This window comes from Sedimentitalea sediminis (genome assembly GCF_042687825.1).
Classification (GTDB): domain Bacteria; phylum Pseudomonadota; class Alphaproteobacteria; order Rhodobacterales; family Rhodobacteraceae; genus Sedimentitalea.
Map to the genome: position 1 here is coordinate 57,906 of NZ_JBHUQE010000013.1, position 13,751 is coordinate 71,656.

At 61.0% G+C, this 13,751-nt stretch carries 10 protein-coding genes; 9 read left to right on the plus strand and 1 reads right to left on the minus strand.

Annotated elements, in window-relative coordinates; genetic code table 11:
- The first annotated feature begins 1 nt into the window (after position 1).
- Entirely contained in the window at positions 2–1,372 is a 1,371-nt protein-coding gene (locus ACFMPD_RS11955) for an amino acid ABC transporter permease (RefSeq protein WP_380994516.1), read from the plus strand.
- A 12-nt stretch (positions 1,373–1,384) separates the two neighbouring features.
- A complete protein-coding gene (locus tag ACFMPD_RS11960) occupies positions 1,385–2,176 on the plus strand; it encodes an amino acid ABC transporter ATP-binding protein (protein ID WP_380994518.1) in 792 nt (263 codons plus the stop codon).
- Between the two features lie 76 nt (positions 2,177–2,252).
- On the opposite strand, the gene ACFMPD_RS11965 is transcribed toward ACFMPD_RS11960, so the two are convergent.
- Entirely contained in the window at positions 2,253–2,951 is a 699-nt protein-coding gene (locus ACFMPD_RS11965; protein ID WP_380994521.1) for a cyclic nucleotide-binding domain-containing protein, read from the minus strand.
- A 256-nt stretch (positions 2,952–3,207) separates the two neighbouring features.
- Between ACFMPD_RS11965 and ACFMPD_RS11970 the strand changes: the two genes are divergently transcribed.
- The 7 genes from ACFMPD_RS11970 to ACFMPD_RS12000 all read left to right on the plus strand — a co-directional run bounded on the left by ACFMPD_RS11970 (position 3,208) and on the right by ACFMPD_RS12000 (position 13,645).
- On the plus strand, positions 3,208–4,575 hold the full coding sequence (locus tag ACFMPD_RS11970) for an MFS transporter (protein ID WP_380994524.1): 1,368 nt from the start codon (positions 3,208–3,210) through the stop codon (positions 4,573–4,575).
- A 68-nt stretch (positions 4,576–4,643) separates the two neighbouring features.
- On the plus strand, positions 4,644–6,041 hold the full coding sequence (locus ACFMPD_RS11975) for a NarK family nitrate/nitrite MFS transporter (protein ID WP_380994527.1): 1,398 nt from the start codon (positions 4,644–4,646) through the stop codon (positions 6,039–6,041).
- Between the two features lie 57 nt (positions 6,042–6,098).
- On the plus strand, positions 6,099–9,830 hold the full coding sequence (locus tag ACFMPD_RS11980) for a nitrate reductase subunit alpha (RefSeq protein ID WP_380994530.1): 3,732 nt from the start codon (positions 6,099–6,101) through the stop codon (positions 9,828–9,830).
- Positions 9,827–11,350: a nitrate reductase subunit beta gene (gene narH / locus ACFMPD_RS11985; protein ID WP_380994533.1), complete on the plus strand. Its 1,524-nt coding sequence runs from the start codon at positions 9,827–9,829 to the stop codon at positions 11,348–11,350. The genes ACFMPD_RS11980 and narH overlap by 4 nt, the downstream gene beginning before the upstream one ends.
- The gene (gene narJ / locus ACFMPD_RS11990) at positions 11,350–12,060 is read left to right on the plus strand and encodes a nitrate reductase molybdenum cofactor assembly chaperone (protein WP_380994536.1); all 711 of its coding nucleotides are present in this window, start codon (positions 11,350–11,352) and stop codon (positions 12,058–12,060) included. Before narH ends, narJ begins: the two co-directional genes overlap by 1 nt.
- Before the next feature lie 11 nt (positions 12,061–12,071).
- Complete coding sequence (gene narI / locus ACFMPD_RS11995) at positions 12,072–12,842, plus strand: respiratory nitrate reductase subunit gamma (RefSeq protein ID WP_380994539.1); 771 nt, start codon at positions 12,072–12,074, stop codon at positions 12,840–12,842.
- Between the two features lie 5 nt (positions 12,843–12,847).
- Complete coding sequence (locus ACFMPD_RS12000) at positions 12,848–13,645, plus strand: peptidylprolyl isomerase (RefSeq protein WP_380994542.1); 798 nt, start codon at positions 12,848–12,850, stop codon at positions 13,643–13,645.
- The last annotated feature ends 106 nt before the right edge of the window (positions 13,646–13,751 follow it).

The following is a 13,751-nucleotide window of genomic DNA, read 5'->3' on the forward strand; positions in this document are numbered from 1 at the left end:
GATGTCAGAAGTTCATGCACATACTGTCGGCTATGTCCGCGAAACCATGTTGCCGCAACAGGCGCCGCCGGCAACCACCGTGGGCTTTATCGGATGGGTCCGCCAGAATCTGTTTTCCGGAGCGCTGAACAGCATTCTGACGCTGTTGGCGATCGGGTTCATCTATTACATCCTGTCCGGTGTTCTGCCGTGGACGTTTCAGTCGGTGTGGGATGCGAATTCACTGACCGAGTGCCGCGAGATCATGATGGCGACCTGGGGCGACACCCATGGCCATGCCTGCTGGGGGGTGATCAAGGACCGCTGGTTGCAACTGCTATACGGCTTCTACCCGCCCTATCCGGCCCATCCTGACGCCAATTTCGGCGCTGCACCTGACGGGCATTGGTGGCCGGCCTATATCCGGCCCAACTTGACCCTGATCCTGTTGCTGGTGGCACTGGCGCCTGTGCTGTTCACGGGCGCGCCACGCAAGCTGTTATACGTCACGGCGGCCTATCCGTTTCTCCTGCCCTGGCTGATGTGGGGCGGCAGCATATGGGTGCCGATCACCGCCGCCGCCGGTTTTGTCATCGGCTATCTGGCGTTTCACTTTGGCGAACGCACTCTGGGCACGCTGGGCGGCATGATTGCCGGAGCGGCGTTGCCGATCGTATGGTGGCTGTTCCTTGCGGCGCCGGTGGTGGACGGCTTGACATCGGTCCTCGATATCGGCCTCCCGTCGGTGCAAAGCCGCGACTTTGGCGGCTATATGCTGGCGCTTGTGTTGGGCGTGGTCGCGATCGGGGTGTCGCTGCCCATCGGAGTCGTTCTGGCGCTGGGGCGTCAGTCGGACCTGATGATCGTGAAATACCTCTGCGTCGGCTTTATCGAGTTCATACGCGGTGTGCCGCTGATCACGCTGCTGTTCGTGGCGTCGCTGCTGTTGAACCTGTTCCTGCCGCCGGGCACCAATTTTGACATCATCCTGCGGGTCATGATCATGATGACGCTGTTCGCCGCGGCCTATATGGCCGAGGTGATCCGCGGCGGCCTGGCCGCGCTGCCAAAGGGGCAATACGAAGGTGCCGACAGTCTGGGTCTGAATTATTGGCAGGCGCAGCGGCTGATCATCATGCCGCAGGCGCTGAAGATTTCTATCCCGGGCATCGTCAGCACCTTTATCGGGATCTTCAAGGATACAACGCTGGTGTCGATCATCGGCCTGTTCGATGTCATCGGCCTGGCCAGCGCGATCCGCGCCGATACCTCCTGGAACGGCGTCTATTGGGAACTGTTTGCCTTTATCGGCTTTCTGTTCTTCGTCGTCTGCTTCTCCATGTCCCGTTATTCCATGTATCTGGAGCGCAAGCTTCAGACCGGCCACAAATAAGGAAACTGCAACATGTCTGAACTGGCAATCGACCGTCAAATCGACCGTTCCAAGATGCAGGTCAGCGACCAGGTCGCCATCGAGATCACCAACATGAACAAATGGTACGGCGCGTTTCACGTGCTGCGCGACATCAACCTGACGGTGATGCAGGGCGAACGGATCGTGATCGCCGGGCCTTCGGGCTCCGGCAAATCCACGCTGATCCGCTGTCTGAACGCGCTGGAGGAACACCAGCAGGGCAGGATCGAAGTCGACGGGACCGTGCTGTCCAACGACCTCAAGAATATCGACAAGATCCGGTCCGAGGTCGGCATGGTGTTCCAGCATTTCAACCTGTTTCCGCATCTGACAATTCTGGAGAACTGCACGCTGGCGCCGATCTGGGTGCGCAAGACACCGCGCAAGGAGGCCGAGGAACGCGCCATGCATTTCCTGCACAAGGTCAAGATCCCCGAGCAGGCCGACAAATACCCCGGCCAGCTGTCCGGCGGCCAGCAGCAGCGGGTCGCCATCGCCCGGTCCCTGTGCATGATGCCGCGGATCATGCTGTTTGACGAACCCACCTCGGCGCTGGATCCCGAGATGATCAAAGAGGTGCTGGACACCATGATCGAGCTGGCCGAAGAGGGCATGACCATGCTGTGCGTGACCCACGAGATGGGCTTTGCCCGCCAGGTCGCGAACCGGGTGATCTTTATGGACGAGGGTCAGATCGTCGAACAGAACGAGCCCGAAGAATTCTTTAACAACCCAAAGAGCGAGCGGACCAAGCTGTTCCTGAGCCAGATTCTGGGGCACTGACAACGCCCCCGCGGCCCCGGCGAAAATGGCCCCTGTGCCCATGCTGTGCCGGGCAGGGGCCTGCGCGCTGCGGGCGTCAGGTCGAGGCGTCGTCGATCAGCGGATTGGGTCCGGCAAAGGCCACCAGCTTTTGCTGGTCGGTGATCGTAACCTGTTGACCCTGAACGTGAACCCCGTGTTTGCGCAGCCCCTTTAACGCCCGGCTCAGGTTTTCCGGTGTCATTCCCAGAAACGAGGCCAGCCTGCGTTTCTCGGTCTGCAATTCGAACTGTGTGGCGTTTTTCGCGTATCTTTGGTGCCGCAACAGATAGTTTCCCAGCCGCTCGTGCGATGTGCGCAGCTTGAGGTCCTTGGTGTTCTTGACCACGGCGCGATAACACTGCGCCAGTTCTGTAACGATGGCGCGGGCAAATTTCGGGTCGACATCGAAGACTGCCCGCACATCCTGGCTGGGCAGCAGCGCGACGCGGCATTTCTCCAGCGTCCGGGCCGACATGAGATAGGGCGCGTCCTTGATCGTGGCCGCCAGAATAAAGGTCGAGACCGGCCGCACCGTCGCCATGCTGGTCTCGCGACCGTTCCACTGCGAATACAGATCGACCGATCCGGACAGCAGGACATGCAGGAAGGTGCTGGGATCGCCTTCGCCGATCAGCTCCATCTGGGCGGGAAAATTCTGTACATAAGACCCCCGCATCAAGGCCAGGAAGTGAGCCTCTTCCATGTCGCAAAACAGATCGAGTCGTCGGATCTCGGGCGAATCCGACTCAGGCATTCCCAGATACACGTCAACCTCCGCTTTGATACATGTCGGCTTGTTGCTTGATAAATGTCAATGGGCAAATTGACGCCTATAGATTTCTCTCTTGACCTAGGTACGTTCCGATCATGACATTTTTCGGTAAGCCGTTAATATTTATCGGTTTTCGCGGATCTCTGATGCAGATCAAGTCGCGACGGGGCGGATTCTTCTCAATTCAGCGCAAGTCGGCATCCAGCCGATCATCACACCAAATACGCGGAGAAACAGAATGCGTACATTGGAAGGCGTCACGCGTACGGACCAGTACCGCGCGCTGGGACTGAGTACTTTTGCTTTTACGGTCTGCTTTGCTGTGTGGACCATCTTTTCCATCATCGGTGTCAAGATCAAACAGGAACTCGGGCTGAGCGATACTCAGTTCGGCCTGCTGGTTGCGACGCCGGTTCTGACCGGTTCGATCAGCCGAATCTTTCTGGGGGTCTGGACCGAGCAGTTCGGCGGACGGATCATGTTTCCGCTGCAGATGCTGATCACCTCGGTATGTGTCTGGCTTTTGACATCGGTGCAGACCTACGAGATCTTTCTCATCGCCGCGCTGGGCCTGGGCCTGGCGGGCGGGTCGTTCATCGTCGGCGTGGCCTATACCTCGCGCTGGTTCGAAAAGGAACGTCAGGGCACCGCGCTGGGCATTTTCGGCGCCGGTAACGTCGGTGCAGCCGTCACCAACTTTGCGGCACCGTTCCTGGTCGTCGCGCTGGGCTGGCAGGGCACCGCACAGGTCTATTCGGTCGTTCTGGCGATCACCGCTGTCCTGTTCTTTGTCTTTGCCAAGACCGACCCGGTTCAGATCGAACGCAAGAAAACCGGCGAAGGCCCGGTTTCGGCAGGCTCGCAGTTGGAACCGCTGAAAGACATGCAGGTCTGGCGCTTTGCCACCTACTATTTCTTCGTCTTCGGTGCCTTTGTCGCGCTGGCCAGCTTTTTGCCGCGCTACTATGTCGGCGCCTATGGTCTGGAGCTGACCACGGCGGGTGTCTTTGCTGGCCTCTATTCGCTGCCCGGTTCGGTGTTCCGCGCCCTGGGTGGCTGGATGTCGGACAAATGGGGTGCCCGTCTGGTGATGTACGTGACCTTTATCGTGTCGCTGATCGTGCTCTTCGTGATGAGCTATCCAAAGACCAGCTATATCGTTTCGGGCATCGACGGTCCGATCGAGTTCAACTTTGGTCTGAGCGTCGGCTTTTTCGTGGCGATGACCGTGATCCTGGGCTTTGTCATGAGCCTGGGCAAGGCAGCGGTCTACAAGCATATCCCGGTCTACTATCCGCACCATGTCGGATCTGTCGGCGGTCTCGTGGGCATGATCGGGGGGCTTGGTGGTTTCTTCCTGCCGATCTCGTTCGGCGTGCTGCTGGACTATACCGGTGTCTGGACCGCGCCGTTCATGCTGTTGTTCGTGATCGTGGCGATCTCGACGATCTGGATGCATGTCGCCATCCGCCGCATGGAGCGTGCCCGCCATCCTGGCCTGGTCGACGAGAAATACCTGTCGGATGTGCCGGATGCGCCGCTGCCAAAGCCTGACGCGCAGGCGCCTCGCCCCTCTGAAACCGCGGCCGCCCGACCGGCTGGCTGAACTGAAACGCGGACGGGCCACCGCCCCGGGCGGCCCGCATACCCAACACGCCTGAAAGGACTGATCTTATGGCGATGACTGACGCAAATGCCGGACAACAGGGCCACACCCTGATCGACTGGCGTCCCGAAGACGAAAAATTCTGGAAGGAGAGGGGGCAATCCATTGCAACCCGCAACCTCTGGATTTCGATCCCCAACCTGCTGCTGGCCTTTTCGGTCTGGATGGTCTGGTCGGTGGTCGTGGCCAAACTTCCGGCAATCGGTTTCAACTATTCCACCGGCCAGCTGTTCTGGCTGGCGGCGCTGCCGGGCCTGTCCGGCGCCACGCTGCGGATTTTCTACAGCTTCATGATCCCGATCTTTGGCGGCCGTAAATGGACCGCGATCTCGACAGCGTCCCTGCTGTTGCCCGCGCTGGGTATCGGGTTCTCGGTACAAAACCCCGAGACCCCCTATATCGTCTTTCTGGCGCTGGCGCTGATGTGCGGTTTCGGCGGCGGTAATTTTGCCTCGTCGATGGCCAATATCGCCTATTTCTACCCGAAAAAGACCAAGGGCAACGCGCTGGCGCTGAATGCCGGTCTGGGCAACCTGGGCGTGTCGGTCATGCAGTTCGTCGTGCCGCTGGTCATCACGGCGGGCGTGTTCGGCGCCCTTGGTGGGGACTCGGTGCAACTGGCGGATGGCAGCGAGCTCTGGATCCAGAATGCCGGTTTCATCTGGGTGCCGTTCATCCTGGTGTCGGCCATTGCCGCCTGGTTCGGAATGAATGACATTGCCGATGCCAAGGCGTCGTTCAAAGAACAGTCGATCATCTTTTCGCGCAAGCACAACTGGATCATGTGCATTCTCTACACCGGCACCTTTGGCAGCTTTATCGGCTATGCCGCCGGCTTCCCGCTGCTGATGAAAACCCAGTTCCCCGAAGTCAACGTGCTGCAATACGCCTTTCTCGGTCCCCTCGTCGGGGCGCTGAGCCGCGCCGCGACCGGCTGGATCTCGGACAAGTTCGGCGGTGGCCGCGTGACCTTCTGGACCTTCCTCGGCATGATCGTGGCGGTCTGGGGCGTGCTGCAGTTCCTGCCGTCCGAAGCCAACCCGGCGGGCAATTTCTGGGGCTTCTTCGCCTGTTTCATGGCGCTGTTCTTCCTGACAGGTGTCGGCAACGCCTCGACCTTCCAGATGATCCCGTCGATCATGCGCCAGGAAATCCCGCGCCTGATGCCGGACCTGGACCAGGCCGCGACGCTCAAGCAATCCGAACGCGAAAGTGCCGCGATCATCGCCTTTACCAGTGCCATCGCCGCCTATGGGGCCTTCTTCATTCCCAAGGCTTACGGCACATCGATCAGCATGACCGGAGCCCCCAATGGCGCGCTCTGGGCCTTTCTGATCTTCTACGTGATCTGCGTTGCGATCACCTGGGTTTTCTACAGCCGCAAAAACGCGCCGGTGCCCTGCTGAGCATATGACATTCCGGTCGCGGGCCGCCCCGCGACCGGCAGCCAATAGGAGAAAAACATGAGCCACCTGCTCGACAGACTGAACTTCCTCCAGTCCAAGGAATTGGAAACCTTCTCGAACGGCCACGGTCAGGTCACCCGCGAGAACCGCGACTGGGAGGACACCTACCGAAACCGGTGGCGACACGACAAGATTGTCAGATCGACCCATGGGGTGAACTGCACCGGGTCCTGTTCCTGGAAAATCTATGTCAAATCCGGGATCGTGACCTGGGAGACGCAACAGACCGACTATCCGCGTACCCGGCCCGATCTGCCCAACCATGAACCGCGCGGCTGTGCGCGCGGCGCCAGCTACAGCTGGTATCTCTATTCCGCGAACCGGGTGAAAAACCCGCTGGTGCGCGGCCGTCTGATGAAGGTCTGGCGCAAGATGCGCGAGACGATGTCCCCGATCCAGGCCTGGACCAAGCTGCAGAACGATCCGGTTCTGCGCGCCTCGTATGTCGAGACCCGCGGCAAGGGCGGGTTCGTGCGCGCCACCTGGGACGAGGCGACCGAGATCACCGCCGCCGCCAACGCTTATACTGCAAAGACCTATGGCCCGGACCGGGTCTTCGGCTTTTCGCCGATTCCGGCCATGTCGATGGTCTCTTACGCCGCCGGTTCGCGCTATCTCAGCCTGCTGGGCGGTGTCTGCATGTCGTTCTACGACTGGTACTGCGACCTGCCGCCGGCATCGCCGCAAGTTTGGGGCGAGCAGACCGACGTGCCCGAAAGTGCCGACTGGTACAATGCCGGCTATCTGCTGCTCTGGGGCTCGAACGTGCCGCAGACGCGGACGCCGGATGCGCATTTCTATACCGAGGCCCGGTATCGCGGCACCAAATCCGCGGTGATCTGCCCGGACTATTCCGAAGCGGCGAAATTCGGCGATGTCTGGCTGAACGTCAAACAGGGCACCGACGCGGCCCTGGCCATGGCCTTTGGTCACGTCATCCTGCGCGAATTCCACCTGAACAAGCAGGTCGACTATTTCCAGGAATACTGCCGCAAATATTCCGACTTTCCGATGCTGGTCAGCCTGGATGAAAAGGACGGCAAACTGGTGCCGGGCCGGTTCCTGCGGGCCGATGATCTGGACGGCAAGCTGGGCGAAGACAACAACCCGGAATGGAAGACCGTGGCCTATGACGAGACCAGCAAGGGTCTGGTCGCGCCGAACGGTTCGGTCGGCTATCGCTGGGGCGAGGATGGCGAATGGAACCTTGAGGAGCGCGCCGGCAAGGCCGATACCCATCTCAAGATGACGCTGGTCGACAAAGGCGATCACGACGATGTGGTCGGCGTCGATTTCCCCTATTTCGGCGGCGAGACCACCGAACATTTCGCCACCGATGCCAAGCATCCCAACGTGATGACGCGCAACATTCCGGTCAAAAAGGTCAAGACTGCCAATGGCGAAAAGCTGGTGGCGACGGTCTTTGACCTGTTCTGTGCCAATTACGGTCTGGATCGCGGTCTGGGTGGCGACTGGGTGACCAGCGACTACACCTCGGACATGCCGGGGACCCCGGCCTGGGCGGAAAAGATCACCGGTGTTTCCGCCGACAAGATCATTCACGTGGCGCGCGAATTCGCCCAGAACGCCGAGACCACCCAGGGCAAGTCCATGGTGATCATCGGGGCGGCGATGAACCACTGGTACCACATGGACATGAACTATCGCGGTGTCATCAACATGCTGGTGATGTGCGGTTGCGTCGGTCAGTCCGGCGGCGGCTGGGCGCATTACGTGGGCCAGGAAAAGCTGCGTCCGCAGACCGGCTGGCAGCCGCTGGCCTTTGGTCTGGACTGGTCGCGCCCGCCGCGGCACATGAATTCGACCAGTGCCTGGTACGCACATACCGACCAGTGGCGCTATGAGACGCTGACATCCAACGAGATCCTGTCCCCGACCGCCCCCGAAGGCGACTGGAACATCTCGCTGATCGACTACAACATCCGCGCCGAACGCATGGGTTGGCTGCCCTCGGCGCCACAGCTCAAGACCAATCCGCTGGAAGTGTCCAAGGCGGCCAAGGCGGCCGGCAAGGAAATTCCGGCCTATGTTGCGGAACAGCTGAAATCGGGCGATCTGGAAATGTCCTGTCAGGACCCGGACAACCCGGCGAACTGGCCGCGCAACCTGTATGTCTGGCGTTCGAACCTGCTGGGGTCTTCGGGCAAGGGGCACGAGTACTTCCTCAAGCACCTGCTGGGTACCGATCACGGCGTGATGGGCAAGGATCTGGGCGAGGATGGCCGGCAAAAGCCGAAAGAGGCGGTCTGGCACAAGGACGCCCCGCGCGGCAAGCTGGACCTGCTGGTGACCATCGATTTCCGGATGAGCACCACGGCGGTCTATTCCGACATCGTGCTGCCGACCGCGTCCTGGTACGAAAAGAACGATCTCAACACCAGCGACATGCACCCGTTCATCCATCCGCTGCAGGCCGCGGTGGATCCGGCCTATGAATCCAAATCGGACTGGGAGATCTTCAAGTCGATCGCCAAAAAGTTCGAAGAGGTCGCGCCGGAAATCCTGGGGGTCGAAACCGACATCGTGGCGCTGCCGATCCTGCACGACACGCCGGCGGAAATCGCACAGGACCAGGTCAAGGACTGGAAAAAGGACGAATGCGACCTGATCCCCGGCAAGACCGCGCCGAACTATATCGCGGTCGAGCGGGACTATCCCAACCTGCACAAGAAGTTCACCTCGGTCGGGCCGCTTTTGGAAAAGCTCGGCAATGGTGGCAAGGGCATCAACTGGGACACCAAGAGCGAGGTGCAGCAGTTGCGCGACCTGAACGGTGTCGTGCTGGACGAGGGTGTCGCCCAGGGACAGCCCAGGCTGAACACCGCCATCGACGCAGCAGAGATGCTGCTGATGCTGGCGCCCGAGACCAACGGTCAGGTGGCCGTCAAGGCCTGGGATCAGCTGTCGACGGCAACCGGGATCGACCACACCCATCTGGCGAAACCCAAGGAAGAGGAGAAAATCCGTTTCCGCGACATCGCCGCACAACCGCGCAAGATCATCAGCTCGCCCACCTGGTCGGGTCTGGAGGACGAGCATGTCTGCTATAATGCCGGCTATACCAACGTGCACGAGTTGATCCCGTGGCGCACCCTGACCGGTCGTCAGCAGCTGTATCAGGATCACCTGTGGATGCGCGCATTCGGCGAAGGTCTGATGAGCTATCGCCCGCCGGTCGATCTGAAGACGATCACCAGCGAGGTGCAGGACGACGGCGACAACCTGGTCCTGAACTTCATCACGCCACACCAGAAATGGGGCATCCACTCGACCTATACCGACAACCTGCTGATGCTGACGTTGAACCGGGGCGGACCCTGTGTCTGGATTTCGGAAGTGGACGCCAGAAAGGCCGGGCTGGTCGATAACGACTGGATCGAGGTCTACAACACCAACGGTGCCCTGACGGCGCGGGCGGTGGTCTCGCAGCGGGTGAAAGAGGGCATGTGCCTGATGTATCACGCGCAGGAAAAGATCGTGAACACGCCCGGATCTGAAAAGACCGGCAATCGCGGCGGCATCCACAACTCGGTGACCCGTACGGTGCTGAAACCGACGCATATGATCGGGGGCTATGCCCAGCAATCCTATGGTTTCAACTATTACGGAACCGTGGGCTGCAACCGGGATGAATTCGTCGTGGTTCGGAAAATGAAAAAGGTCGACTGGCTCGACCAAGAAGCGACCAGCAAGGAGGCCGCGGAATGAGAGTACGTGCTCAAATCGGAATGGTGCTGAACCTGGACAAGTGTATCGGGTGCCACACCTGCTCTGTTACCTGCAAGAACGTGTGGACCAGCCGCGAAGGTGTCGAATACGCGTGGTTCAACAATGTCGAAACCAAGCCCGGCACCGGCTATCCCACCGACTGGGAAAACCAGGAACGCTGGAACGGCGGCTGGACGCGCACCCGCAATGGCAAGATCCAGCCCAAGCAGGGATCGAAATGGCGCATCCTGGCGAACATTTTCGGCAACCCGGATCTGCCCGAAATCGACGATTACTATGAACCGTTCGATTTCGACTATGACCACCTGAAATCGGCGCCGGAGATGAAGGCGTTCCCGACCGCGCGCCCGCGTTCGAAAATATCGGGCGAGCGTATGGAGAAGATCAACAAGGGTCCCAACTGGGAGGAAATCCTGGGCGGCGAATTCTCGAAGCGGTCGCAGGACTACAACTTTGAGGGCATCCAGAAAGAGATCTACGGGGAATACGAGAATACATTCATGATGTATCTGCCCCGCCTCTGCGAACACTGCCTGAACCCGGCCTGTGCGGCGTCCTGCCCGTCCGGCGCGATCTATAAGCGCGAAGAAGACGGTATCGTGCTGATCGACCAGGAAAAATGTCGCGGCTGGCGGATGTGTGTTTCGGGCTGCCCTTACAAGAAGGTCTATTATAACTGGTCGACCGGCAAATCCGAGAAATGCACCCTGTGCTATCCGCGGATCGAAAGCGGCAACCCGACGGTCTGTTCGGAAACCTGCGTCGGCCGCATCCGCTATCTGGGCGTGATGCTTTATGACGCCGACAAGATCGAAGAGGCGGCCAGTGCGGCTGACAAGACCGATCTTTACGATGCACAGCTGGACGTGTTCCTGGATCCGCACGACCCGGTGGTGATCGAAACTGCCCGCGCCGACGGCATCCCCGAAGACTGGATCAAGGGCGCGCAGGAAAGCCCGGTCTGGAAGATGGCGATGGAGTGGAAAGTGGCGTTCCCGCTGCACCCGGAATACCGGACACTGCCGATGGTGTGGTACATCCCGCCGCTCAGCCCGATCCAGAACGCCGCCGAAGCCGGTGCCATCGGCATGGACGGCGCAATGCCGGACGTGCGCAACCTGCGCATCCCGGTCCGCTATCTGGCCAACATGCTGACCGCGGGCGACGAAGCCCCGGTGGTGCAGGCGCTGGAACGGATGCTGGCGATGCGGTCCTATATGCGGTCCAAGACCGTCGAAGGGGTGATCGACGAGGCGATCGCCGCCCGCGTCGGACTGTCGGGTCGGGTCATCGAGGACATGTACAAGATCATGGCCCTGGCCGATTACGAGGACCGCTATGTCATCCCGACCACGCACCGCGAACATGTCGAAGAGGCGTTCGATTTGCGCGGCGGCTGCGGCTTTACCGATGGCAATGGCTGTTCGACCGGTGTCAGCGAGGGATCGTTGTTCGGCGGACGCAAGAAACCGCTGAAAATGCCGTCGGAGGTGCAATGATGGACCGTTCAATCAAGGCGCTGTCGCTGATCCTCAGCTATCCGACGCGCGAGTTGCAGGCCGCCATGCCGGAAATCGGGGGCGTTCTCGCCTCCGATACCCGCCTGACGGCGGCGGCGCGGCGGGCGCTGCGCCCGCTGGTGGACGATCTGACCAGTCTGGACATCTATGAACTGCAAGAGCGGTTCGTCATGCTGTTTGACCGCTCGCGCACCCTGTCGCTGAACCTGTTCGAGCATGTGCATGGCGAAAGCCGGGACCGGGGCGGTGCGATGGTGTCGCTGCTGGAAACCTATCGCGATGGCGGGTTCGAACCGGCGACCTCGGAACTGCCCGACCACCTGCCGGTGTTGCTGGAATACCTGTCGACCCGGCCCTTTGACGAGGTGCAGGACATACTGGCGGATGCGGCGCATATCTTTGAGGCGCTGAACGCCCGGCTGGCCCGGCGCGAAAGCCCCTATGGCGCGGTGTTCGCGGCGCTGCTGCAACTGTCCGGTGCTCAGGCCGATCAGGCCGCGGTCGCGGAACTGCTGGAGCAGCCCGAAGACGATCCTAACGATCTCGAGGCGCTGGACGAGGTCTGGGAGGAAAGCGAAGTCCTCTTTGGCCCGGACCCCAATGCCGGCTGCCCGCAGGTGCGGGACATGCTGGCGAAAATGGATACCCCGATCAACCCCGCGCCGGATGGCCGGCAAGCGGCAGAGTAGCGGAGGCTCAGATGCACAACTTCTTCTTTGGAATATACCCCTATATCGCCTTGACGGTGATGATCGTCGGCTCGATCGCCCGATACGAGCGCGATCCCTTCACCTGGAAAAGCTCGTCCAGCCAGCTGTTGCGGCGCAAGCAGCTGATCCTGGGATCAACCCTGTTTCACGTCGGCGTGCTGATCATCTTTTTCGGGCACCTGTTCGGTCTACTGACACCGATCTGGTTCTTTGACCTGGTCGGCATCAGTCACGGGGCGAAACAGGTCCTGGCGGTCGTGGTGGGCGGCGTTGCCGGCCTGATGGCTCTGGTCGGGGGCGGCATGCTCTTTCACCGCCGCTGGACAGACCCGCGTATCCGGCGGACGTCAAGCCCGGCCGATATCGGCATCCTAGCGTTGCTGCTGGCGCAGCTGGTGCTGGGCATCGCCACGATCTTTGTGTCGCTGCAGCACCTGGACGGTCATGAAATGACCAAGTTCATGGCGTGGGCGCAGATGATCCTGACCTTCCGCGGAGTCAGCGCGGCGCAGATGATTGTCGACGTGTCGCCGATCTTCAAGCTGCACCTGTTCCTGGGATTGACGATCTTTCTGTTGTTCCCGTTCACGCGTCTGGTTCACATCCTTTCCGCCCCGGTGCGCTATCTGGCGCGGCCCGGCTATCAGGTGGTGCGGTCGCGTCGCAGAATGCCGCGCCCGTCCCAGGGTGACGCGGCCAGCGCTTCGTCCGATGCCGCACAGTCGCCGGTGACGGCGACGACGGCGAAACCGGCGGAGTGACGGACATGGCAGCCACGCTTTTTCCCGACCTCGTCATCAATGACGAAACCATTCCGCACAGCGTGGTTGCCGCCGAGGCGCAGAATCATTCTGCGCCCCGCGGCAAGCCGGGCCTGGCCTGGCGTGCTGCCGCGAATGCGATTGCGGTGCGCACTCTGCTGTTGCAGGACGCGCGCCGCAGAACCCTGACGCCCGAACCGCAGCAGGTTGCGCCGGGCAAGTTTGAAACCGACGAAGAGGCGTTGATCCGGCAGGTACTGGAAGAGGCGGTGCAGGTGACACCGCCCGGAGAAGACGAACTGAGGGCCGAATGGGAGAAAAATCCGGACCGGTTCCGTTCACCGCCGCTGTGGGAGGTGTCGCACATCCTGTGCGGTTGTGATCCGCGCGACGAGGACGCGCGCGTAAAGGCCGAGCAGCGGGCAATAGCCCTGGCGAAACTGGCCATCGACACGCCCAGAGGGTTTGCCGCCCTGGCCGCGCAGGAGAGCGATTGCGACTCCAAGAAATCGGGCGGCACGCTGGGTCAACTCGGCCCCGGCGACACTGTGCCCGAGTTCGAAGAGGCTGTACGGCGGCTGGACGAGGGTGAAATCACCGCCGAGCCGGTCCTGTCGCGGCATGGCTATCACATCATCCGGTTGGATGCGGTCGCGCGGGGACAGGTTCTGCCCTATTCGGCGGTCCGGCAAAAGATTTCAGATGCGATCGAACGGGCGGCCTGGGTACGGGCCTCGCGGGACTATGTCCAGAAATTGGTTGCGGCGGCCGAGATTTCCGGCGCCGATCTCAAGGCCGGCTGACCCGAAATCGACGGGCGGCATTGGTGCGGGCTGTGCGTCAGCGCCCTGCGGGGCCTGGCCCTGCGCGCGGCAGGCGGCAGCCCCGCCCTGACGCCGCGGGCGATGT

Excerpts from the sequence above, each read along its gene's own strand:
- ACFMPD_RS12000 (WP_380994542.1), top strand. The coding sequence starts at position 12,848 with ATGGCAGCCACGCTTTTTCCCGACCTCGTCATCAATGACGAAACCATT.
- ACFMPD_RS11955 (WP_380994516.1), top strand. The coding sequence starts at position 2 with ATGTCAGAAGTTCATGCACATACTGTCGGCTATGTCCGCGAAACCATG.
- ACFMPD_RS11975 (WP_380994527.1), top strand. The coding sequence starts at position 4,644 with ATGGCGATGACTGACGCAAATGCCGGACAACAGGGCCACACCCTGATC.
- ACFMPD_RS11960 (WP_380994518.1), top strand. The coding sequence starts at position 1,385 with ATGTCTGAACTGGCAATCGACCGTCAAATCGACCGTTCCAAGATGCAG.
- ACFMPD_RS11980 (WP_380994530.1), top strand. The coding sequence starts at position 6,099 with ATGAGCCACCTGCTCGACAGACTGAACTTCCTCCAGTCCAAGGAATTG.
- ACFMPD_RS11970 (WP_380994524.1), top strand. The coding sequence starts at position 3,208 with ATGCGTACATTGGAAGGCGTCACGCGTACGGACCAGTACCGCGCGCTG.
- narJ (WP_380994536.1), top strand. The coding sequence starts at position 11,350 with ATGGACCGTTCAATCAAGGCGCTGTCGCTGATCCTCAGCTATCCGACG.
- narI (WP_380994539.1), top strand. The coding sequence starts at position 12,072 with ATGCACAACTTCTTCTTTGGAATATACCCCTATATCGCCTTGACGGTG.
- narH (WP_380994533.1), top strand. The coding sequence starts at position 9,827 with ATGAGAGTACGTGCTCAAATCGGAATGGTGCTGAACCTGGACAAGTGT.
- ACFMPD_RS11965 (WP_380994521.1), bottom strand. The coding sequence starts at position 2,951 with ATGCCTGAGTCGGATTCGCCCGAGATCCGACGACTCGATCTGTTTTGC.